Genomic DNA, 24,513 nt, shown 5'->3' on the forward strand with positions numbered 1-24,513 from the left:
GCATAATAGCCGTTTTCTGATCAGAGGAGACGGTTATTTGTATTAACAGTTTATGTCAGATGTTTGTCGTGGGAAATGCGATATTCAAACATTGAAAAAGCGTTTAGTCTGAAAAGCCGTCAAGCTGACGGTGGTTGGTACTAGAAAACCATGGTGAGCCACCAAAATAAGCAATTACCCCTCAATTAAAAGTAAACGTTTGCAATAACCGCGGTTATCTGTAAAAATTGATCATGGTGACTGATAACCAGAAGGGGATGGCAATGAATGTTCGGGCTATTTAAAAAAGAAAAAAGTGATGTTTTTACAGCACCAGTGACAGGCCAGTTAATGCCGCTTGATGCGCTTAACGATGGTGTCTTTTCAGAGAAGATGATGGGCGAGGGGTACGCGGTTGCGCCAGAAGAACAAGCGGTTTATGCTCCGATTGCTGGGACGATCAGTTCGGTTTTCCCGACAAAACATGCGATTGGGATTACATCCGATGCGGGACTTGAAGTGTTAGTTCACATGGGACTTGATACGGTAGAGATGAATGGGACGCCGTTTGAGACCAAGGTTGCCGCCGGAGATCAGGTGAAGGCGGGGGATTTGCTGTCGACGGTTGATGTTGCTGCTATTCAGGCCTCGGATCGCGATGCTGCGATTGTGGTGATTTTTACCAACATGGACAAGGTGAAGGATTTTTCACCCATCAAAGCAGGGCCGGTGACGCATGGCGATGCCGTGACGACATTAACCTATGCTGGCTAACGTAGAAGGTCGACCACTGGTAATCAAGGTGGCGGCTTTTTTATAAGGACTGTGTCGTTTTCAGAAGGGATTTTTGAGTGTAATGAAATTCGATAAGTTAGTTTCAGGGAAAAACCTTTCTGAGACCGAGCAGGAAGTGTTGCACTACATGGTGGCGAATATTGATCGGGTGTTGGACATGGGCGTTCGCGGTGTGGCGAAAGCAAACTTTACATCGGCGACAACGGTCATGCGATTGGCGCACAAAATGGGCTATCGCGGTTTTGTCGAGCTGCAATATAAGCTCATGACGATGTTGCGGCATGATAGCATGAGAACAGCGGCGAGCGACCAGCAGGATCAGTTGCTGACGGCGATGACCAGTCACAACGATCTAAGCACCATCAAGACCGTTGCCCAGCGTATCGCCGCCGTTGAAGATCGTTACCTGTACGTTTATGCGGCAGGGTTTTCCGGTGTGATTGGAAATTATATGTTTAAAAAGTTTCAAATTCTTGGTAAGCGTTGCTTTTTCTCGACGCCAGGAGACTCGGCAGCGCTTTTGGAAAACTATTTGGAAGATCTCGGCTTGTTCCTAGTCGTTTCTAAGTCTGGCGAAACGCAGAGTGTCTTAGATAAGGCGAGATTGGTCAGCAGTTTGCCGATCCCAATTGTAGCGTTTACTGGCAACCCAGAAAGCACATTGGCTAAAATAGCCGACTGGACGCTGACCGTCCCGGATGAGTTTCCCTTAGACGATCTCAACCAACGTGCTTCGCTGTTTTATCCACGGATGTTGGCGGCGTTTGAATTGGTGATTGGAGAAGTTGAGAAGCTGGATTGAGCTAGGCGTTGTTGATGTCTGGTTTTATTAGCAGATATAATGACGAGAAGGTTAAGACATGTTAAAAGCCAGAGCGCGCTCCGAAATCCGGACCGTGCTCTGACTTTTTTACGTTGATAAATCGTAGTCACTTTCCTTACTGTGTCAAGAGGCTGTGACGTTGGCGTTCACAATCTCGCTATAGACGGAGAGAATGTTTTCGAAATCTTTTGGCGTGAGGTTTGCTTGGATCGAAACAGTATGGCAGTCAGGTGATGGCAGCATAGATAGATTAGTAATCAGCATATCAACATGTTGACATTGTTGGCGCAACTCGCTGATCGTTTTGGCAGTGATCAGTGTCATATCAAGCCGAGATTTCAGATGATATGAAATGTCGTTCAGCAAAAACTGACTGTGTTCAAAACTAGTATTAAAGAAAATCCCCGCCTTTACTCGTGGGGCGCTCGCTTCTAGCTGATCCATCAAGCCTTTCCAAGCGGTAACGAGCATAAACAGTAATTGATTGATCACCGAATCATCCAGGTAGATGTCGAGCTGTTCTCTGTTTAAACAAGCGACCAATTCTTTTTTGATGCGGCGGGCAAATCCTTCATGGTAATGATTTAGATTGACAAAGAAGTCTTCGCTAGGGTTATGCAAGATTTTAGCTGAAGTCCAGGTGTAGCTCGTTGCGTTGTAAAGCAGCAACAAAAGCTCATCTTTGTTAATTAGAACCAGTTGTTCACTTTTTTCGATCTTCGCGAAAAACGCCAGCAAAGTACGACGGACTTTTGCGATGGCTTCATCGTGTTCAGCTTTTTTTTGAAGATCATTAGCGGACCAAGCATATCTTCGGTTGAAGAATAAAAAGAACAACTGATGAAGAACGTCTTTTGTGCAGTCAATGTGATAGCAGACCGCTATTTTTTTACTTAACTTTTCTGAAAGTAAAAGGGAATACTGTTCGTCGATTTGATCGTGACTATCTAAGCGGCACCCTTTTTTAAGCCTTTTAAAACTGATGAACAGCATCGTCCGAAGTTTATTCAAATAAGAAAAGACCTGTCGCTCGGGGCCCTGTAAAGACGGAAATTGGGCGAAAAACTCCGAAATAAGCTCATCTATGACACGAAGTTCCTGCTCAGGCGCGACAAGATCAAGGACATCATATTTTTCAAGCAAATAGCAATAATAAAAAAAGCGAATCTTTCTCTCATCGCCGACCATGTCCACTGACTTGGTATCAATCCAAAAACCGTATTTTTCCAAAGTTTGATTGATGACCGCTATCTTCCTTTTTAAGGTTGACTGACTAATGAAAAGTTTTTCGGCTAAAACAGCCAGCGTTGCATATCGATGGATACAAATATTTTCGATAATTAAAAAGTGCGCCGATTGTTTATAGATCGATGCGTAGATATAAAAAGAATTAAGTTGAGCGTCATAGGTCAATCGGATACCAAATTTCTGACTACTTTCAATTTTAGCGGGATTAATGTATTGATTTATTTCCCCGATGCTTTGGCGAATCGTTCTGGATGGAATACGCAATGTATGAGCGAGTTCGCCAATTGTCACCCATTCTCGGCCAAGTAAAAAGCGAACAATCCGAAAGTGTCTAAGCAAATTGCTTTCTAAAAGTTCTTCCATAAACTCTCCTTCTTTGCCTAACGTTAGGCAAAAAGTGAACTTCAACTAGGCGGGAAATTAGATTATACTAACTTTCATTGTTAGAAATTGCTAATATCAGGTGCATTATAACACCGTTTCGATTTGGAATTCAATTGGGAAGGTTGAAAAATTGCATGCAAAAAAACAAAAAATTGAAACTGGTAGTCTTACTGCTTTTATTAGTTGGGATTGTCAGCATTGGAAGCTACATGTACTTGCACAGAAGCGTTCCCAATGTTGTTGCAAATGGAGGTGGTGCTGAAGACACTTCCTTCGTGAAGAATATGACGGATGAAGAACTCAAAGAATATCTGCAAGAAAAAGCCGACAAAAGCAAATTTCATTTAAAGCTTGATACGAATATGGTTTTCAATGCCGCAAATGAAGTCGGGACGGTCAATATCTTGAATCCTGCGAGCAACCAGTATGGTATTCGGGTGCAAACACGATTAGAAGGACAGAACAAAGTCATTTACGATTCCGGTTTAATTAAGCCCAAACAATATGTTGAGGCTGGTGAATTGAAAGCCAACCTTAAAAGAGGCGTTTATAAGACACAAAGCACCGTTACCTATTATGAACTTGCCGATTCTTCAACAAAAATCGGTGAAACCGCAATTGTCGGTCAATTATCAGTGAATAACTAGTCTGCTAGTTATCAATAAAAGCAAACTAATGGAGGAACAAAAATGAAAAAGACAAAGACAAAACTTCTGACACTATGCGGTGTATTAGCTATAGGGGCATCACTGCTTGGATCAACCCAAGTGTACGCTTACGAAAATGGCCAAAATGATCCTCATGCTGCTACTAACACGCTAGAAGTGAAGAAAACAGACAGTGCAACGATTTCGGCTGAAGGAACGTTTGAACCATTTGATCCTACCAAACTACCTGATCCGGCTAAACCAACGCCTAAAAAAGATCATAAAGCGTGGGTCGATGTCAAAATTCCCTCCAAAGTTTTGTTTAGTCAAACCGACGTCAGTGAAGGTATTATTTCACCGAATTATGAAATCCAGAATCTATCAGCCAAAGGCGTCAAAGTTTCCATTAATGATTTTACTGATGGCGATAATGCTAATAAATTAGAGGGTCGCTTGGATCTAAATTTAAACTCAGACGGCAAAAAGGTTACTTTGCGTTCAACTGACAAACAAAAAGTACCTTCTTTTCCTACTGAGATTGGTACGATCACAAGCCAAAACGGGAAAATCCAGTTTACTTTGGCTGGAAGTGTCAAAAAGGGTTTTGACTTCACCAAAGAGACAGTTAAAGCAAATTATAAATTAGTCCTTAAATTCGAAGTACAGTAAAGATCATGATGAAGAAAGGACAGCTTAGTTTCTTCTTGATGGCCTTGTTTTTCTTTATGAATATGCCACCGCATATAGGCCTTGCGGAAACCAATGCAAGTATTGAGGTGGAGGGCATCATTGGCAACCAGCCAGTTGATGTGACTGACAAAAACGATGCCAGCAAAAGCCCGATTGTTCAGCGCAAGGAACCTAATGACAAAATAAGGCAGGAGATGCCCGAACTGGGGGCAGATGCCGCGCAAGCGCAGGTATTCTTGAGGTTGGGGTTACTGTGCCTTTCCGGTGCAATTTTCGTGTACTGGACAAGGAAATATCAAGGAGAAGATGGCAATCAGGGAACTGCCAGCAATGCCACCAAAAAAGTCGAACCTTAGCAATATGAGAATCAGCGTCATACCAGTCATCGAAAAAATTTGGTATAACGCTGATTTTTTAAGGAGTAAAGCAAATGAAAAAATTTTTAAGTCTATTGCTAGTCGTTGCCCTTGTTTTAAGTTCTGCGGCATTCCCACGTCCAGTAGAGGCAGCTGAGCTATATCCAAATATCGTGCTGAGTAAAACTGATCGCGAGTGGAAAGACTTTATCAAATTACTTAAAGCAACAAAGGTTGGCACTAAAGAAGGTGAAGCAGTAGACATATCATTAAAACCATCGTCAACATTTAAAGAAGAAAGGATCGCTAGTAATCTTGTGATTGAGGTTGGTCAGGTCGGGCGGGACATTGTCGAAGTAAAATCTAGTGATCCCGAGACGTTAGCCGCTACGCTAGTTAACAAATCGACCATTCGACTTAAAAGGGGAATAGGGACTAATTCTAAAGTTAGCATTTCGGTTAAGTATAGATTAACTTGGAAGTTTGACATGAGAGCGGGACAGTTGGGACCGTTCACCAGCTTTCAATATTATACTGTCAATTCTAATAATTATTCGCCTGTTGAGATTGAATACAGCGAATCTATAGAAATGAAAATACCACTGGGCTTTCTTCTAGCGCGCAACGCTAAATATGTTTTAGGTGAAAAGTGGAATACAGCCAGTCGTTCAAGGATGATGGTGTCGGCGACAGATGCCGATGGTAGTCCTGTTAATTACAGTGACAGCAGGATTGGGGCGACCATCCCAGATGAGCTTTCAAAGAGAATTAAAAATGGCAGAATAGATGCCAATATTGATTCGCCAGTTGGCCTGTTTTTTAAGTCATCGGGCGGCCGCATAGATTCGCCTGGTAAAGCCACCTCAAGCTATGGGAATGCCGTTGTTCTACGGGGGTTTGAAGCTCAAAATGGGGTTGAGTCAATAAGAGATGCCGCAGGAGCGTTTGCCCTAATTGAAGAGGATGGCAGTCCTAAAATCATTGCCACTTCCGGTGCAGTTAACGACAATGACAAAATTCATCAAAAATTTCCTGGAAAGTTTTATGTTGAGACTGCTTTATTTAGCATGAATAATGTCAACGACTTATCCCTTGCTAATCAAAGCCCGACAAAGGTGATCACTGCCAACGGCGATGAAAAGAAACAGGATTTTTTGGATCGGTGGGGAAGTGCCCGTGCGATGTCGGTTAATTATGGGGATGTTTTCAAGGCAAAAGAAGCGGAAGGAAAAATTGGCTATACGCAAGCTTCAAACTACACTTCCTTGGACGGCTATCAACAACCTAAAGAAATCTTTTTCGAAGTGACGAAAAATGGGTACAAACCCTTAGCCATCAATCAATTAAGCTCTAAAAAGATCTCGGTCACCCAAAAAGATTCTCAAAGTACAATTGCGCAACAACTGCAAAATACTATTGACACTAAAGGTAATTCAAACATCACCATTGAAAAATTTTCGGAGTATCCTGATGTGGATACTGCAGGTGAAAAGACGGCTAAAGTGCTTGTGTCACAAACCTTATCGAGTGGCAAAAAAGTCAGTTATCCTTATGAAGTGCCAGTAACCGTGGTCGCCAAGCCGGGAAAATTTAAAACACAGGAGGCTTTTTATAAACTTGGTGAAAAGTGGAACACAGAAAATCGTTCAAGGATGATGGTGTCAGCGACAGACACTGATGGCAGTGATGTGCCATACAGTGACGGCAGAGTCGGGTCGAGTAACCCTGATGAAGTTAAAAAAGCACTCAAAGATGACCGAATAGATAAGCTCTTTAAAGCATCCGTTGAACTCGTCTTTGCGTCCATGGGCGGAACAGTCACTTCTGTCAGTCCAGTTGAAGCAAAGTATGGGAACGCCATTGTCTTACGAGGATATGAATATGGCCCTCGTGATTCAGCTGGTGTGTTCGCTTTGATTGAGGAAAATGGTAACCCGAAAATCATCGCGACTTCGGGGAAGTCAACCGATAACGAAGCTATTCATTCCTCGTTTCCTGGAAAGTTTTATGTCGAGACTGCTTTGTATAGCATGAATCAGCATACCGAGTTAGCACTTGATAAAAGTACGCCAACGATGGTCATTAAAGCGAACGGCGATGATAAGAAGCAAGACTTTTTGAATCGTTGGGGCGCTTCTCGTACGCTGTCCGTTAATTACGGCGATGTTTTTAAAGCCAAAGAAGCAGAAGGAAAAATTGGCTATACGCAAGATTCTACGTATACTTCCTTAAACCGCTATCAGCAACCTAAAGAAATCTTTTTCGAAGTTACAAAAAATGGCTATCGACCTTTGCAAATTAACCAACTGACTTTTAAAGGGTTGGTCGTCCCACCAGCTGTTAAAAAAGAAGCGATTGAAAAGGAAGTTAAAACTGCTATTGATAAAAACAAGCAAGCAACGGTGACATTCGAAAAGATAACTGACTATCCGGACACTACTCACGATGGGTTTCAAGATGTAAAGGTGCAAGTTTCTGAAAAGCTTACTTCAGGGAATAAGGTGTTCTTCACATACACAATTCCAGTTGTCGTCAAAGATACAGACGATCAATCGGATGATCAATTTATTCTCACGGCAAAAAACATAACCGCTTATTCTAATCAACTAGCTAATAAAACGTCCGATCAGTTGGCGGCGTTTATTTTGAAGCAAAGTCAAGCTCAGGCTTGGGAAAAGAATAAGCAGACCCCCTCCGAGAAAATCAAGGTGATCACAACAAACCTAAAGCCTGAATTTGGTACTTATCAGGCAACATTAGCGATTGGTAAGCTTCGAAAAGAGATTTCAATCAATGTCTTAGCATCAAACAATATGATCGATTTGACGATTCCGAAAAGTCTCGCCTTTGGTTCGACTGATGTTGATCCAGGCCAGATTGTCTCACCCAACTATGAGATCAAGAATCGTTCAAAGACAAAAGTCAAAGTGGTTTTGCAACAAGTTAAGACCACAACCAAATCATCGATTAAGTTAGTGCATGTTAATGATCCTGATCCAGTAAATGTCTCAGAAAGTGCCAGATTATTTTTGAAAGGCAACGAAAAATTTGCCGCAAATAAAATCCCGCTTGATGATTCAACAGCGAATCAAGAGCTAGGAACGTTAGATGATCAGGCTAAGACTAGTGTGTCGTTGTCGGGTCAATATTTCGGTGATTATTCGAGTCGGCAAAATCTGGCCATGGATTTAACCTTTAAGTTTGAGGTATTACATTAATCAGCAAAACGGAACGAAATCATTCACTCTAGGATTTAAAGAATGGACGCTATGAAGACTTTACCAATTTAGCCGACCTTTTCAAGGATTTACATCATGATCGTTAAAAATACTGCCTACTTTTACGTGGCAGGCTGGCTGCACGAAGACTTTCGTGCAGCTTTTTTGATTCGTTTTGAAAAATTCAAAAAGTGGATTAATAAATTTCGTTGGTAAAATAATTTATTTTATTTTTGCAAGCATCACGTCAATATTAAAACGATTGCTGGTGTATACCAAAGTCCTGTTATGATTGCGCTTCCAATTATGCGATGATAAGCTCTCTGAGATTAGATGTTGGCTATTTTAGACAGTTGAACGTTTTAGCTGCTGTAGCTGAACGGAGCAACGTCTTGATTGATGATCACTTATCATCAGAAAATCATTTTAACAGGGGGAAGAGCATGAAAAAGTTTTTGGTGAGTGTAGGCCTGTTGGGAATGCTGGTACTTTCGACGGGGGCCGTAACTGCGCATGCGGCTGATGATAGTGCCAGCGCGGTCGCAACACCATCGTCGGCCACGTCGAGTTCAGAAATACTGAAGGCTGTTAATGATGAACCAGTTGCCACGGAAGTTCCTGCGCAAGGGGCTAAACCTGTCGAGAAAGCAGCAACAGCAACAAGCCGTGCTGAGTATGTGACGATGCGCGCAAGATGGCGTGACCGCCTGATTGCGACCAAACCGGATATGAGTGATCCCAATGTTAAAGCTTACTTGACGGACTTGGCAGCGCAGAGTCAAACGTTATGGGCGACGATGGATCGAAGTGCTAATCGTAGTCGGCTTTGGCCGAAGAAAAGTTCGGACACGACCTCGGCGGATTACACCTCGATGTTTACCAATATTAAAATGTTAACATTGGGTTACTATAATCCTGTGAGCCAACAGTACCAAAATCCTGAGGTGTATCAGACAATCATTGATGCGATTGATTTTATGGAGACGGCCAAAAAATATAACGGGAGCTATTCCACCGGCAATTGGTGGGATTGGCAAATCGGTTCGGCACAACAGCTCGATGATACTTTGATCCTGTTATACAATGACTTGCACCGACAGGATCCAGAAAAGTTGGTCAAGTTTGTTCAACCATTGTTGGGTTATGCCAAGGATCCTAATATTCAATGGCCAGCTTACACAGCAACAGGGGCTAACTTGACGGACATTTCGATTTCGGTTTTGGCTAGTGGGTTGTTGTTAGAAGATGACAAGCGGGTTGCCCTTGTTCAACAGAATTTGCCTAAAGCGATGGGGCTTGTTACCGCCAAGGATGGTATCTATGCAGACGGTTCCTTCGTTCAACACACCTTTTTTCCATACAATGGCAGTTATGGCAACGAAATGATTAAAGGCATTGCGCGCGTTTCATCGACCCTCGTTGGTACGCCTTGGGCTATTAGTGAAGTTCAGTTCTCGAACGTTTTTAACTTAATTGACAAAGGCTTTTTGCAATTGATGGTGAATGGACGCATGCCGTCGATGGTTTCGGGTCGTAGTATTTCGCGCGCACCAGGGACGAATGCGGAAACCACGGAGTTGGAGACTGGCAAAGAGACGTTAGCCAATCTGACCTTAATTGCCGACGCAACGCCAGCAACATTGAAGCAGAAAATTTATCAGGCCGTTGCCACTTGGGTTGCACAGGTGGGTGAGCGCTACAATTTCTATGACAAGCCACGAGATTACGCGGCATTAAATGGTCTCAAAACAGCTTTGCATCAGGCAACAGCTCAGAAAGATGACGTCAGTTCGCTGAATATTTATGGGGCGATGGATCGGGTCATGCAAAAAACACCGACGCACGCGGTTGGCATCGCGATGTACTCCAATCGAATTGCCAATTTTGAATACGGTAATACCGAAAATAGCCATGCTTGGCATACGGCTGACGGCATGGTTTATCTGTATAACAATGATTTGAATCAATTCGGTGAAGGTTACTGGACAACGGTTGATCCATACCGCCTTCCCGGAACGACAGTTGACACGGTGTCACTGCCGGATGGTGAGAAGTCGTCTTCAAAAAGTCCGCAAGCTTGGGTTGGCGGCGCGACCGATGGAACCATCGCCAGTGTTGGCATGGCATTGAACAAAGCCAATGAAGGTCAGAATCTGCAGGCGATGAAATCCTGGTTTTTATTAAACGACCAAATCATTAATCTCGGTGCCAATATTAATGGCACAACTGCCGCCGATATCGAAACCATTATCGATCAACGCCAAATTGATCCGGCAATCACCAAAATCACGGTTGATGGTCAGGTATATACGAAACAAAAGACAGTCAGCCGGTGGGCAAATATTAACACCACCGATCCCGAAAATAATGTTGGCTATATTATCGCAAAAGGCAATGCGCCCGTTACGATCAATCAGGCGACGCGGACAGGCACCTACAAAGATATTAATGGGTATTTCCCATCCGATACGGTTTATAAGCATACTTATGCAACATTGGCAGCCATGCATGGCGCAACCGTTAAAAACGGATCGTATGAATATGTCACTGTGCCGAATGCGACGGATACAAAAGTCGCCCAGCTAGCGCAGTCACCAGACTATATGGTTCTCGCAAATACTGGCGAGTTGCAAGCAATCAAGACAAAAGATCAGGTGATGGCCAATGTTTGGACCAAGGCCGATCAACTGGATGGCCTTGTTTCAATTGATCAGCCGGCCGCGGTCATCATCAAAGCACTTGGCAACAATGTTTATCAGCTGACGGCTGCCGAACCAAGTCAAACCGGTAACCTAATCAACTTCAGCTTTAACTATCCAGTTCATCTTCCAGGAAAGACGGAGGCGCTCTTTTCAACGAACGGCCATGTTTTGACCTTTAATCCGGCTGATTTGGCAGGTGCCAGTCGAGCGGTCACCTTTAAGCTCGATGTACCAGTTGACCGTACTACCTTAGCTGCGACTATCAAAACTGCAGGAAATTTGAAGGCGAAGGATTACACGAAAGCAAGTTTCGCGACCTTAACGCAGGCACTGACGGAAGCAAAAGCAGTCATCGCCGATTTAGCGACTGACCAGCAGATAGTGGATGATGCTAATACAGCGTTGGTGGCAGCCATTGATGGGCTGGTAAAAACTGCTGATACGAAAGCACTTCAGGCTGCTTTGACTGCTGCGGCGAAACTTGATGCGAAAACTTATACCGATGCTTCGTGGCGGGACTTGCAAGCAGCGATTGATGCTGCAAAAGACGTTCTGACGCTTGACGAGCCGACCCAAGTTATGGTGGATCACGCCACGAAGGCCGTACTTGCTGCACAAAAAGCGCTCGTCAAACGATCACAGACAGATCCAAGCAGCAAAACCCCACCGACCAAGCCGTTACCAGCTGATAAAAACGGCCGGCATCAGAAAATGCAAGCAGATATGCCACAAACTGGCGATAAGGTCATTCAATGGCTAAGTTTGGCAGGCGTGGGCATGCTTTTGCTGATTGGCGGCTTAATGATTTGGCGTAAACGGCGTGAGCAATAGTCGAGTTGTTCGTACTGCAAGCTGTTAAATAAATGAGATTAGAGCGAATGGGTAGAACTTAAATTACAACGACCAAACCAAGATGGATGTTCTTCCTTATCTAGTGGTGCGATAGGGAAGGCCATTCGTCTTTTTTTACAGATAATCCACCAAAATTTAAAGGTACTAGTGCCAAGGCGAAGCAATCGTAGGCCAGATGGGGCTCAGCCGTGCAAACAACACAGCGACCGGTCTTGTCGCTGATGTTGTTAGGCGACTTCGAGACCGGTTTTTGGGCTCGAAGCGCCGTCACAGCGTTCCAGCCCCATCTGGCCGGAGATTGCGGAGTTTGGCACAACAAGAAACGTGTTCCGAATCAGCGGAACACGTTTCTTGTTGTATTGAAAGAGTTTTCACTATAAAGCTTGTCTGTTATGTTTAGATCATCAAGAAATTATTTTGCTATTACTAGAAGAGGTGACAAAGATGAAACAGAAGGTTATGGACGGTTTGCAGCGTTTTTCCAAGGCCATGTTCGTGCCCGTGCTGATCCTGCCGATTGCGGGGATTCTGATTGCCATTGGGAACATCTTTACCAATCAGAAGCTGCTTGAAGCGGTGCCGTTCATGAATAATCCGGTGACAAAAGGCTTCGGCTTGATTTTGTCCGGATCGTTGGTGTCAATTTTAACCAACCTTGGGGTGATTTTCTGTGTGGGCTTGGCTGTTGGGTTAGCGAAGAAGAAAAAGGCAGAGGCTGGGTTTACGGCGCTGCTGACATTCTTGGTCTTCGTTAACGCGATGAACAAGTTTATGGAACTGCGCGGGATTTTATCGAAGGCCGAGAATCTTCAAGGTACCGGTCAAGCATCGGTTCTTGGCGTTCAAATTCTCGATATGGGGGTCTTCCTAGGTATTATTTTAGGGTTAACGGTTGGCTTCATTCATAACAAATTTGTGGATACTGAATTTCGCAGTGCCTTTCAAATTTATGGTGGCAGCCGGTTTGTCTTCATTGTTTTGATTCCAGTTACTGTCATGTTAGCAGTCTTGCTGACGTATGTCTGGCCGTTCATTCAAATGGGCATTTCCAGCTTGGGGCACGTGATTAATCAAACAGGCAATTTTGGCCTCTTCCTCTACGGGTCGCTAGAACGATTACTCATTCCAACTGGGTTGCATCACCTCATTTACACGCCATTCCTGTATACCTCGCTTGGTGGGGTTGAAGAAATTGGCGGGCACATTTTTGAAGGCGCACGGAACATCTACTACGCCGAAATGGCTAACCCCAATATTCATCTGTTGTCACGTTCGGTTATCTGGGACGCGCGAGGCATCTCAAAAATGTTTGGTCTAATCGGTGCTTGCTTGGCAATGTATCAAATGGCAAAACCTGAAAACAAGAACAAAGTGAAGGCTATTTTGATTCCAGCCGTTGTGACTTCCTTTTTAGCAGGGGTCACGGAACCGATTGAATTTTCCTTCATGTTCATCGCACCATTGCTGTTTGTTGTTCATGCAGCGTTAAGCGGGTTAAGCATGGTGGTTTTGAACCTTCTGAACGTTCGGGCGATTGGTCCGAATGGCTTCCTCGATTTTCTGCTCTACAATGTGCCGCTGGGGGTCGGTAAAACCCATTGGCCAATGTATATCGTTGTCGGCATCATGTTCTTCTTTATCTATTACTTCACCTTCAGATTCTTAATCGGCAGGTTCAATTTGAAAACGATTGGCCGTGAAGCTGATGCAGAAGAGACTAAGCTTTACAGCAAAGCCGAGTATCAAGAAAAGAAACAAGCCCCGCCGGTCAGTGTCCCTAAAGGTGCGACGGAAGTACCGGTGGCAACGATTATTGAGGCGCTAGGCGGTGCCGACAATTTTGAAAGTGTCACGAACTGCTACACACGCTTAAGAACCGTTTTGAAAAATCCGGAATTGGTGAATGAAACTGTCTTGAAAAATGAAACCGGTGCCAGTGGTGTCATCAAAAAAGGCAACAATGTGCATGTTGTTTATGGACTTGCCGTTACGAAAGTTCGCGCGGCGGTGGATGAAGCATTAGGCTTTGATGCGGCAGAAGTTGAGTAGAAAAAGTGTGAATCAGCTCGGTTAGAAAGAGCGAGAACTGGCGCGTTTAGGGGGACAATATAATGAATCAGAACAAACAATTTTCCATTGTCATTGCAGGTGGTGGCAGTACGTACACAGCAGGGATCGTGATGATGCTACTGGAAAATGCGGAACGTTTTCCACTGCGAGCATTGAAACTTTATGATATCGACGAAGCGCGACAGGCGACGATTGCTGAGGCAATTGCTATTGAGCTAAAAGAAAAGGCGCCGGCGATTGACTTCACTTGGACCACTGATCCGCAGACCGCCTTCACTGATGTTGATTTCTGTTTTGCCCACATTCGTTCCGGCGGCTATAAGATGCGTGAGCAAGATGAAAAGATTCCACTTAAACATCACGTGGTCGGTCAAGAAACTTGCGGCCCTGGCGGTATCGCTTACGGGATGCGCAGTATTGGCGATATTATCGAACTGATTGATTTTATGGAAAAGTATTCGCCAGATTGCTGGATGCTCAATTACTCAAACCCAGCGTCCATCGTAGCCGAGGCATGTCGGCGATTGCGGCCTGATGCTAAGATTCTCAATATTTGCGACATGCCGGTTGGTACGCAGCGGCGGATGTCACAGATCATCGGCTTGCAGCCCAAAGATCTGGAAGTTCGTTACTTTGGGATGAATCATTTTGGCTGGTGGACAAGTGTTAAGGATAAGGCTGGTCATGAATATTTGCCGCAGATTCGGGATTATGTGGCTCATCATGGCTACTTGACCCAGATCGAAGTCGACACCCAGCACATGGATGCCAGCTGGCAAGCAACTCACAAAAAGGCACAGGATTTGTTGGCAGTTGATCCGCATTATCTACCGAACACATATCTAAAGTATTATCTCTATCCGGATTACGTGGTGGCTCACTCTGATCCTGACTATACGCGCGCCAATGAAGTCGAAGATGGCCGTGAAAAGCGCGTCTTCAGTGCCGCCCAGAAAATTATCGATGCCGGTACCAGTGACGTTGGCTCCTTCCCGATCGACAGCCACGCCTCTTTCATCGTCGATCTTGCCTGTGCCATTGCCTTCAACACGCATGAACGTATGTTGCTAATCGTGGAAAATAACGGTGCGGTGGCCAATATCGACGACGACATTATGGTCGAAGTACCGTGCATCGTTGGTAAAGACGGTGCCGAACCGCTGACGCAAGGCAAGATCCCGATGTTTCAACGGGGGATGATCCTCAATCAAGCGATGGTCGAAAAATTAGTCGTTGATGCATGGATCAATCATGATTATCAAGAACTGTGGCAAGCCTTGACCTTATCTAAAACTCTGCCAAGCGCCCAAGTGGCGAAGGAAGTCTTAGATGATCTTATCGAAGCCAATCGAGAATATTGGCCTGAGTTGAAGCATGATGAACATGAGGTGCACTTGATTAGTGAGGGCGCAGTGAGCGAAATTTAGGGCTTGGTGATTTTGAGGAGTTCTTTACAAAAATATTATTCAACACTTTAACGCAGACTAAGGGCCGTCAACTTCTTTCAGGATAAGGGATTGACGGTCCTTTTGCGAGTGCACGTTTTATCGTAAATTCGTGCTCTCTTCGCTGTGGCACCTTCTCTAAGGCTGCTAGAAAAACTATGAACCAAAAGCAAAATTGATGGTAGTTTTTGGTTATAGAAAAAGCAGTGTCAATTCTCCTGTACTTGCGCTTATAATTCAAATGACCGCGTTAGGAGGAAATCAGTTGAAAACAACATTGCTTCTGGTGGAAGATGAAGCGGCTCTGGCGGATTCATTAACAACGGAGTTCGAGTTAGAGAATATGTCAGTTATTTGGGCAAAAGACGGCGCGGAGGCATTGACGCTGTTTAAGAACAATGAAGGTAAAATCAATGTCATTATTTTGGATTGGATGCTGCCTAAACTAGACGGGTTTAGTGTTTTGCGGAAAATCAGACAATCAAGCCAGGTGCCTATTATTATGTTGACGGCTCGTGACTACATCGGCGACAAGGTGGCTGGACTGACTGGCGGGGCCGATGATTACATCACCAAGCCTTTTGAAATGGAGGAACTGGTTGCTCGTGTCGAAGTCGCCTTGCGTCACAATCGGCAGGCTGTCTCACCAGCGACTATTTTTCAAGTCGATGATCTGCTGGTGGATACGGATAACAAACGCGTTCAGCGCGGTGAGGTGATTATGCCATTGACACAGCGGGAATATGAGTTGCTTGTCGAACTTGTTGCCCATCAGGACGAAGCTTGTTCGAGGGATGACTTGCTTGCTGCCGTCTGGGGAACCGATTTTGACGGTCAACCTATGAAACAACTGCATGATCGGCAAGAACAGCAAAAGTTGTTTATCATGAACGCGGCCCACGAACTGCGGACACCGATTGCGACGATTCGCAGTCACGCGCAACTGATTGAGCGGCATGGGCGGGCGCATCCTGAAATTGTGCTCAAATCGGTCAACTATATCACTGAAGAATCCAGACAGATGCAACAGCTGATTGAAGAATTGCTGCAGCTATCACGCGCTGACAGGTTAACGCTTGATACGCATTTGTTAAACCTGAGTGAAACGGTTCAACACTTAGCTGAAAAATTGGCCAGTGCTTTTTCTCAAACCATTGAGGTACACGTGACGCCTAATATGTCTGTAGAAAGTAATGAGTCGGCTATTGAGCAGATTTTGGATAACTTTGTCACGAATGCTGCTAAATATTCACCGGCTGATACAATCATTGCGGTGAATTTGACGCGCGATGATGATGGCAATGCTGTATTGGCAGTACTTGATCAAGGCGCGGGGATTAGTGCAGAAGACAAAAGCCATGTCTTTGAGCGCTTTTATCGTAGTGCTAACGTCCGGGGCACGGTTCCCGGAACTGGCCTTGGGCTCGCTATTGCTAACCAGCTCGCCACGATCAACAATGGCAGAATCAAGTTGCGAGACAACCAACCTCATGGAACGATTGCCGAACTTATCCTGCCGCTGGCAACAACGAAGGAACGGCATCAATTGAATGAAAGCTGAAACGCCATCTGCAAAAAGATGACGTTTTTGCGTGATTGGCAAAACGATTTGCGTCAAAAAATTAAGGAAAGATGTCGCTATTCTCGGCAATAGCATGGAGAAAACTAAAAAAAATTTAGAAATGATTTATTTTGTCTAGGTAGTGATGAACCGATTAGACGATTAAGCTAGATGCTGTTAGCAAACACCAACCAAAGGGGGCATTTCAAATGGCATTGCTTTTACTCACAAGCTTTATCCCCAATCTTAATCAGCTGATACCGTCATTAATAGCCCACACCGGTAATTGGATTGACGTCATTTTGTTTGGCGTTATCTTTATCGAGACTGGCGTTGTCATATTCCCATTCTTACCCGGCGACTCGCTACTTTTCCTTTGTGGCTCGCTAGCGGCGTTAGGTAATGGGGCCATTAACTACGGGTTGTTAGTCGGACTTTTGACTGGCGCTGCAGTCCTCGGCGATGCCTTGAATTTTGAAATTGGCGAACATTTTGGCGCTTACTTGACCACCAGCCAAAAGTTTAAACGAGTTATGAAACCAGCGTATCTTAAACGCAGTCAAACATTCTTCAAAAAGTACGGTCATATTGCGATTTTCTTAGGCCGATTGATACCGATCGTGCGAACCTTTGTCCCTTTCACAGCTGGGATCGGAAAAATGCATTATCGAGATTTTGCCATTTACAACATTCTTGGCGGCTTTAGCTGGGTGACACTGGCCACTGGCGCGGGGTACCTGTTTGGAAATGTGCCATTCATTAAAGCACATTTTGAACTCATCATGCTTGCAATTATCGGCATTTCCTTGTTCCCGATGATCGTGATGGCCATACGAAAACGGGGGATGACTGCAGATGAACATTAAAAAAGACTATTTCTTGGGCGGTGTATTATTGCTGCTGTTTGCCTTGCTAACTTGGTCTGTTGTGATGCAGGTAGCGTGGGTCGGTGAGCTGGATCGCAGTGTTCAGGGCATCATCAAATATGACACTCAAATGGATACCCGTATCTTTGAAGTAGTGGCGTTGTTGGGCAGCCCGCCTGTTGTGATCAGTTTGACCGCCGCGATCTGCGACTATCTATGGGTCAAGGGAAGACGATCCGACAGCATCTGGATCGGCGCGTGTCAATTACTTGGATCAGGCCTTCTCCTACTAATTAAATTGCTGGTTCAACGTCCGCGACCGATACATCAACTTGTTGCCGACACAGGTTTTAGTTTCCCAAGCGGTCACGTCATGTGCTCAATGGTACTGATTCTGAGTCTGTTAATGCTGATGCTGCCAAAAATTAAAGAACAAGAAAATCAATTTGTGGCAATCTTACTCAGTATGATCTGGATTGGCATGGTCGCTACCAGTCGGATTTATCTGCGCGATCATTTTGCTTCTGATATTCTTGGCAGCTTGTTACTCGCAAATGGTCTTTGGTTCGTTATGTTGCCGCAAGCAAGATACATTGATGCTTTGATTGTCAAACAGGCAGCACAACGTTCAGCATTTCGTCCGCAAAGGTAGGATAAGTAGCATGCAAAAGTTAACAATTGTGATACCATCCTATAATGAACAAGAAGTGCTAAAAGACACTGTGCCGAGATTATGGTCAATTGAACGAGAGGTGGTTACCCAAAATTTCCTTTCCGAAGATTCAGATATACTGATTGTGGATGACGGATCATCGGACAACACTTGGTCAATCATTGAAAGTTTCCATAAGCAGCACTCAAAAATCCGCGGATTACGTTTTTCACGCAATTTTGGGCATCAAGCTGCACTCATCGCTGGGTTGACGGAAGCGATTAAGACCACAAACATGACCATTACCATTGATGCTGACTTGCAAGATGATCCTGAGAAGATCATGGAGATGGTTCAGGCATACAGTGCCGGTGCAGATATTGTCTATGGTGTGCGCACCCATCGTGAAACTGATAGCTGGTTTAAACGTACGACAGCACAAGGCTATTACAAACTGCTCAGACTACTAGGTGTTCAGATGGTACCCAATCATGCTGACTTTCGTCTAATGTCCAAACGAGCGGTGCAGACGTTACTCACTTATCCTGAGCGAAACATGTTCATTCGCGGATTGATCCCGAGGCTTGGCTTTCAAACAGCAAAAGTCTATTATAAACGCACCCCGCGGCTCGCCGGGGAGTCGAAGTATCCGCTTAAAAAAATGCTTGCTTTCGCTTGGGACGGCATTACCTCACTCACCATTGCGCCAGTGCGGTTAATTCTTCTGCTTGGGACACTTGCTGTGATGCTGGCTTTTGGCATGTCAGTTTACTCAATCATCGTGAAAGTCCTTGGATTGACCGTTCATGGGTGGTCATCATTGATGGTTTCCTTGTGGTTTCTAGGCGGTTTGCAGATGATGAGTCTGGGCGTCATCGGCGAGTATATTGGTAAAATGATGACTGAAGTCAAAGGACGACCACGGTATACGATTCAAACCCGCTTAGATTAGAAGTGATAAAAATGACAAAAATGGCTAAACATTCATGGATGGCAGTTTTCCTAGCAATTTGTCTGATTATCGGCATTTGCGGCAATTTAATGAAATCTGGTGCTGTTTTGTGGGGTGTCGTTGTTCTGCTCATCAGTGTCGTTACTTTCGCAGCTGCACACAACTTAGGTCCGTTGGTTAATCGATTGACTGCTAGGCAAATGAGGATAATGATCGGAATTGGTTTAACCCTGATGCTCGTGGGGCAAGTTTTGATTCTGATCTTTCTGCCAGACACGATTTACCATGATCCGTACCGAATTTTGTCACAGGCTGATCAAATGGCGGCAGGCCACAACATTTGGAACACGACTTACTTCTGGCGTTATCCCAACAATGTTTCGCTGACCTACTTGCTCTCGCTTTGGTTCAGGTTAACGAGCTTGGTGGGGATGTCAACGAACGTTGCGAGTCATATACTGACCATCACTTTGTTAGATACATTTATCATCATGACCTTAGTAACTTTGAAACAATTGAGCGAGCGCAATAGCATCGTGTTAGGCGGCTTTACATTCCTAGTCTTAAGTCCCTTCGCGTACACTTACTATTTACAGGTCTTTTATTCCGATCTGCCTTCTATGCTCATTTTACTCATGATTTTTCGGATCTTATGGCGATGGCGAATCAAGAGTAACCTGCAACGAATTTGTACCGGCATCGGCTTGACGATGCTTGTCTTAGTCGGTCAATTGCTAAAACCAAACTTGATTGTTCTCTTGCCAGCACTTTTCATCATCGTTGTGATCCTGTGGCATCGAAAACTTCTAAGAACTACTAAGTTGACTGTGCCTTTTCTTTTGATTGTTGCTGGTTTCGGCCTGAGCGTGCCAACGACACAGGTGATTCATACTGCGGCTAATTTCCATCCAAATGCTGCGTATGAACTGCCGGTTACGTCTTGGATGCTAATGGGCGTGAATACAAACTCTGACGGGATGTATAGCACCAAGGATATTGAAAAAGCGATTACCTTAAAAGATAAACAGGCAGTTGAGCAATACGACATTCAAACGATTCAAACTCGAGTTAAGAAGCTCGGCGTCTTTGGATTAATGAAGCTTTGGCTTGTCAAAATAGGGATTCTCCTTAATGTCAGATCCATCCAAGACTGGTACAATGGCGGATTTCAATCGGCGCCGACTTGGTACGATCAGCATTCACAATTTCTGAGAGCAGTTACGGCTGTGAGTTATCAAGTTGTCACGATTGTGCTTTGGTTGACGTTAATCATTCGGTTGCTGGCATGGCGGCCAGATTTACGTGATGAAACTGCCTTGATAGGACTGTTGGCGATTGTCACCGCACTTGGATATCTCGCCTTCCATACCTTGTTATGGGAAACTGAAGAAAGATACGGCCAGGCGATCGTGCCGCTTGTTCTTTTTGCCCTAGGTGCTTTGCCTAATACGGCGCGCAAACGTGTTGTCATTCCTAAACGGACGCGCAATCGGTTGGCAGTTGGATTTGCCTTGGCCGCTATTCTTGGGCTGAGCACGTTTTCGGGGTTGTTAGCGAAGGACTATCCGAATACGATCGTTGTGGCGGCGCAACGTTCCCAACTCTCCACGCAATATCATGCAAAGCCGCAACTAATTGCACCAAATACAGTGATGTCCGAAGAAATCAGCTTGAACGGTGCATCAAATTACCTATCAGTTCAAATTCACCAAGCCGCTGGCATGAAGGTAACGTTGACAAGTCTAAGTACTGGCAAAGTGTACAAGCTGAAACCAGCCGCTGCTGTTTATAAACTCGAAACCAATATTGCTGCTGGCCATTATCGAATTACGGCTAAAAACACTTCCGGCATTGGCCAGCAAGTCGATGTTGTGAACACCCAGAGATATCAGTTGGCCGAGTATCCATTGGTCGTCAATGGCGTCAAGAACGCGACGGCATCGTTTGTTTATACGAGTTTGTATCAACCAACGTGATCTTTTGTACCTTTTGGGTAAAGGCGTGCGGCCAACAAGCAGGATGCCGCGTGGCCAAACTTGCGGATCTATTAATTTGGCTTTTTCTACACAACTCGCCATCTGTCGACCGATTCATATTATAATGAAGGCAACTAAGCGAAAAGGATGGTTGGCCATGGACCAGAATAAGTTGAAGCAGGAAGCCGCGCAAAGAGCAGCTGAGTTTGTTGAAGACGGTATGACAATTGGTTTGGGGACAGGTTCGACAGTGGTTTATTTGGTCGAAGCGATTGCGCAACGAATCAAAGACGAGCATCTCAATCTAACCGGTGTCGCCACCAGTGTTCGTACGCGTAAACAAGCAGAATCGCTGGGCATCCCAATGAAAGCACTGGACGAGGTTGGCCAAATTGATTTGACGATTGATGGCGCCGATGAAGTCGACAAGCACTTTCAGGGCATCAAGGGTGGCGGCCGGTCGCACTTAATCGAAAAGATCGTTGCTATCAACTCGGCCCGCAACATCTGGATCGTGGATGAAACCAAGTTGGTCGATATCCTTGGCAAATTTCCACTGCCGCTTGAAGTGATCCCTTTTGGCAGCGGCAAGCTGTTGCAACGGTTGGCCGACGAAGGACTTAAACCGGCATACCGCTTAAATGAAGATGGAAGCAAGGCGTTGACAGATTCCAAGAACTATATCATTGACTTGCATCTGGGCAAAATCGAGCACCCGCATCTGCTGGCTGAATGGCTGAATAAGCAGGTCGGTATTGTGGAGCACGGCTTGTTTTTAGATTTGGTCAAAACCGTGGTGGTTGGCACAACACATGGCCCAGAGATTTTGGACGCACATCGTGGATAGCATTCAAAAAGTACGATGTTCTCGTTGGTGAGGGCATCGTACTTTTTGTAGATGGTTGGAGAAAACATATGCAGTCTTTAGATTTTGAACTAAGCGGCGATCCAACGCAAGCGCCGCAAATGGCGAAGTATATGAAGAACCAATTTCCATTTTTAGGACTCAAAACACCGGAACGCAAGGCACAGACGAAACCGTTGCTTAAAGCCAGTCGCGGTGAGGACTTACCAACGATTCGAGTTTGGATTGATGCGTTGTATCAACGCGATGCCCGGGAATACCAATATGTGGCAATTGATTTGGCACTTGATCACATCAAGCGCTGGCACTTTTCGGATATGCAGGCTTTTCGACAACTTGTTGTGCAGAAAAGCTGGTGGGATACAGTGGATGCTTGGCGTAAGGTTTTTGCAGACTATGTGAAGCTGCACCCTGATCAGAAACTGGCTGTCTTTAATTTGTTTTTCGATCAACCGAATTTTTGGTTACGACGTATCGGGATTAATTTACAACTGCTAGAAAAAGAAACGATGGATACGGCGCTGCTTAGCAAAGCTATCTTGGCTGATTTGGACACGAATGAATTTTTTATTCAGAAGGCCATCGGGTGGTCTTTGCGGCAGTATAGTAAGTTTGACCCAGATTGGGTGCGAACATTCATAGCTGTCCATGCGCTCAGTCCGTTGGCGATCCGGGAAGGCAGTAAATATTTGTAGGGCTTGCTGATCGGCAATGTGCTTGAGGGCGGGCGTTAGGCATCGAAAAAGACCATTGGACTTCTGGGAGAAATCTAATGGCCTTTTTCTGATTGCTCAGCCCTGCAGAGGCATTTTGGTATCATCTGCTACACATGATTTGGCTCACTTTAGTATGGTAAAGCAACACAGAAAGAACTAGGCGTGGTCCAATTCGAAAGACAAAAAGACTGCCAATTGCCTTGTGGGAGCATTTTATCCATCGTTAATTAAAGTCAAACAAAAACCCGCGAAATCATGCGGGTCTGCCTATGTATTGGCCAGTCGGTGGGAGGCCGGCTGGCGATTTCTACTTTGGAGGAGTAAAAATGAAAAAGTTGGGTTGGGGTTTGTAGGAATGAGTGGGTGGCTCATTTCTATGTTGCTAATACTACAGGCTAGGTGTGACGAAATTGTGACGCAAAGATGGTCTTTGTGTTATTCAAATACAGAAAAATAACAGATTTGAGCAGCTAGTAAAAAGAACTAAACTATTGCTCTTTATTTTTGAGTCACACTTGGCATCACCCTTAAATTTTGGTTTGCATACTGAATTTGCGAGAATCAATTTAGTTGTTTGCTGGCAAAATTGGCATTACTCTTGGTCAAAATCAATAAAACGGTTGATGTTGATTTTTTGAACAGCGACCATGCCTCCATGTGAATTAATCCAGTCGTTTACTGTTGAAAAGGAAAGACCAATGGCATGTAATCTTGGATCGATAACAAAGCTGGAGGAATTATCATCAACTTTTCCATATGTCAATCCTTCAGGTCGGTGACCATCTGCTTGCATACCTAGTTCGACGTATGAAAATACTGGTGCTGCAGCACTTACTTGAGAAAGATGAGGCGCTACTAAATAAGGTGTACTGCCAATGCCTGCGGACATATCTTTTACAAAGACCACATCAACGCCGCTACTCGAATAAACAGCGTCTCCGGGGTAATTACTGACGCTTTTGTCGTTAAAATATTGCATGTTGCCTAATCCGTAATAGATAGCCGCTTTTGCTTGGTCAATTTTGCTCAACTTATCGAAGTCAACATGATTAACGGCTTCTGCTTTACTCTTTGCTTCAGATGCGACAATGGCTGATGAAGCTACCGCGTCTTTTGACGTTTTATCTGCATAAAATTTTGAGTTTGCGGTGCTTTGTGCTTCCGAAACAGAGACTTGCCACTTTGATGCTTTCGCTTTTGATGCCGATATACTTGATGCTCTTGAGCGCCCTAATGATAATCGGCGTTCTGCATTGTTTTTCTGAATGAGTATGACGCCAAATGTAATCACCAATAAAATGGCGACACCTGTGATTGTTATCACCCATGTTCTTTTCTTCAAAACGAATACCCCTCCAAACTCACAATACCTGTTCTTAATGATATAAACTGACTAGGGAAGTTGTGCCTATTGCTAAATAAAGCCAAACAAAAACCCGCGCATTCATACGCGGGTTTGCTTATGTATTGGCCAGCCGGTGGGAGGCCGACTGGCGATTTCTACTTTGGAGGAGTAAAAATGAAAAAGTTGGGTTGGGGTTTGTAGGAATGAGTGGGTGGCTCATCTCTATATTGCTAATACTACAGGCTAGGTGTGATGAAATTGTGACGTTGAAATGTTCATTGTGTTATTCATACAAGGTGAAAATTTGACTGCTCATAAAGGCTAATGTGGTGACCTGAAGCGATTGGCCTTGTTACTTGAGGTTAGGTGGT

General features: G+C 44.6%; 18 protein-coding genes and 1 pseudogene. 17 read left to right on the top strand and 2 right to left on the bottom strand.

Annotated elements, in window-relative coordinates:
- Positions 1–267: 267 nt before the first annotated feature.
- Positions 268–753 carry a PTS sugar transporter subunit IIA gene (locus tag ACWPAB_RS10285; protein WP_003567981.1) on the top strand — a complete coding sequence of 162 codons (486 nt, stop codon included), beginning with the start codon at positions 268–270 and terminating at the stop codon, positions 751–753.
- Positions 754–835: 82 nt separating this feature from the next.
- Positions 836–1,576 (top strand): MurR/RpiR family transcriptional regulator, encoded by a 741-nt coding sequence (locus ACWPAB_RS10290; protein WP_003567979.1) that lies wholly within the window; start codon positions 836–838, stop codon positions 1,574–1,576.
- A 144-nt stretch (positions 1,577–1,720) separates the two neighbouring features.
- Here the strand turns inward: ACWPAB_RS10290 and ACWPAB_RS10295 are convergent, their stop codons facing one another.
- Complete coding sequence (locus ACWPAB_RS10295) at positions 1,721–3,208, bottom strand: helix-turn-helix domain-containing protein (protein WP_003567977.1); 1,488 nt, start codon at positions 3,206–3,208, stop codon at positions 1,721–1,723.
- Positions 3,209–3,363: 155 nt separating this feature from the next.
- On the opposite strand from ACWPAB_RS10295, the gene ACWPAB_RS10300 reads away from it, so the two are divergent.
- From ACWPAB_RS10300 to ACWPAB_RS10370, 15 genes and pseudogenes are all read left to right on the top strand, one after another.
- Positions 3,364–3,876: a hypothetical protein gene (locus ACWPAB_RS10300; protein ID WP_003567975.1), complete on the top strand. Its 513-nt coding sequence runs from the start codon at positions 3,364–3,366 to the stop codon at positions 3,874–3,876.
- Between the two features lie 42 nt (positions 3,877–3,918).
- Positions 3,919–4,545, top strand: coding sequence for a hypothetical protein (locus ACWPAB_RS10305; protein WP_003585792.1), 627 nt, complete (start codon positions 3,919–3,921; stop codon positions 4,543–4,545).
- 5 nt (positions 4,546–4,550) lie between these two features.
- Positions 4,551–4,922: a hypothetical protein gene (locus ACWPAB_RS10310; protein ID WP_003585790.1), complete on the top strand. Its 372-nt coding sequence runs from the start codon at positions 4,551–4,553 to the stop codon at positions 4,920–4,922.
- 74 nt (positions 4,923–4,996) lie between these two features.
- Complete coding sequence (locus ACWPAB_RS10315) at positions 4,997–8,140, top strand: hypothetical protein (RefSeq protein ID WP_003585788.1); 3,144 nt, start codon at positions 4,997–4,999, stop codon at positions 8,138–8,140.
- A 126-nt stretch (positions 8,141–8,266) separates the two neighbouring features.
- Positions 8,267–8,455 (top strand): annotated as a pseudogene (locus ACWPAB_RS10320) (hypothetical protein).
- A gap of 128 nt (positions 8,456–8,583) precedes the next feature.
- Entirely contained in the window at positions 8,584–11,673 is a 3,090-nt protein-coding gene (locus ACWPAB_RS10325) for a polysaccharide lyase family 8 super-sandwich domain-containing protein (RefSeq protein ID WP_003585784.1), read from the top strand.
- A 465-nt stretch (positions 11,674–12,138) separates the two neighbouring features.
- Positions 12,139–13,743 (top strand): PTS transporter subunit EIIC, encoded by a 1,605-nt coding sequence (locus ACWPAB_RS10330; protein ID WP_003585782.1) that lies wholly within the window; start codon positions 12,139–12,141, stop codon positions 13,741–13,743.
- Positions 13,744–13,805: 62 nt separating this feature from the next.
- On the top strand, positions 13,806–15,191 hold the full coding sequence (locus ACWPAB_RS10335) for a 6-phospho-alpha-glucosidase (protein ID WP_003585780.1): 1,386 nt from the start codon (positions 13,806–13,808) through the stop codon (positions 15,189–15,191).
- A gap of 283 nt (positions 15,192–15,474) precedes the next feature.
- Positions 15,475–16,770 carry a hybrid sensor histidine kinase/response regulator gene (locus tag ACWPAB_RS10340; RefSeq protein ID WP_016381383.1) on the top strand — a complete coding sequence of 432 codons (1,296 nt, stop codon included), beginning with the start codon at positions 15,475–15,477 and terminating at the stop codon, positions 16,768–16,770.
- Between the two features lie 209 nt (positions 16,771–16,979).
- On the top strand, positions 16,980–17,636 hold the full coding sequence (locus tag ACWPAB_RS10345; protein ID WP_016381382.1) for a VTT domain-containing protein: 657 nt from the start codon (positions 16,980–16,982) through the stop codon (positions 17,634–17,636).
- Positions 17,626–18,288 (top strand): phosphatase PAP2 family protein, encoded by a 663-nt coding sequence (locus tag ACWPAB_RS10350; RefSeq protein WP_016381815.1) that lies wholly within the window; start codon positions 17,626–17,628, stop codon positions 18,286–18,288. The genes ACWPAB_RS10345 and ACWPAB_RS10350 overlap by 11 nt, the downstream gene beginning before the upstream one ends.
- A 10-nt stretch (positions 18,289–18,298) precedes the next feature.
- Positions 18,299–19,240 carry a glycosyltransferase family 2 protein gene (locus ACWPAB_RS10355; protein ID WP_003585774.1) on the top strand — a complete coding sequence of 314 codons (942 nt, stop codon included), beginning with the start codon at positions 18,299–18,301 and terminating at the stop codon, positions 19,238–19,240.
- Positions 19,241–19,251: 11 nt separating this feature from the next.
- Positions 19,252–21,216: a hypothetical protein gene (locus ACWPAB_RS10360; protein WP_003585772.1), complete on the top strand. Its 1,965-nt coding sequence runs from the start codon at positions 19,252–19,254 to the stop codon at positions 21,214–21,216.
- Positions 21,217–21,373: 157 nt separating this feature from the next.
- Positions 21,374–22,063, top strand: coding sequence for a ribose-5-phosphate isomerase RpiA (gene rpiA, locus ACWPAB_RS10365; protein WP_003585770.1), 690 nt, complete (start codon positions 21,374–21,376; stop codon positions 22,061–22,063).
- Positions 22,064–22,131: 68 nt separating this feature from the next.
- Positions 22,132–22,776, top strand: coding sequence for a DNA alkylation repair protein (locus tag ACWPAB_RS10370; RefSeq protein ID WP_003585768.1), 645 nt, complete (start codon positions 22,132–22,134; stop codon positions 22,774–22,776).
- Between the two features lie 613 nt (positions 22,777–23,389).
- On the opposite strand, the gene ACWPAB_RS10375 is transcribed toward ACWPAB_RS10370, so the two are convergent.
- On the bottom strand, positions 23,390–24,139 hold the full coding sequence (locus ACWPAB_RS10375) for a hypothetical protein (RefSeq protein ID WP_003585766.1): 750 nt from the start codon (positions 24,137–24,139) through the stop codon (positions 23,390–23,392).
- Between the last annotated feature and the right edge of the window lie 374 nt (positions 24,140–24,513).

The organism is Lacticaseibacillus sp. 30, assembly GCF_053819265.1.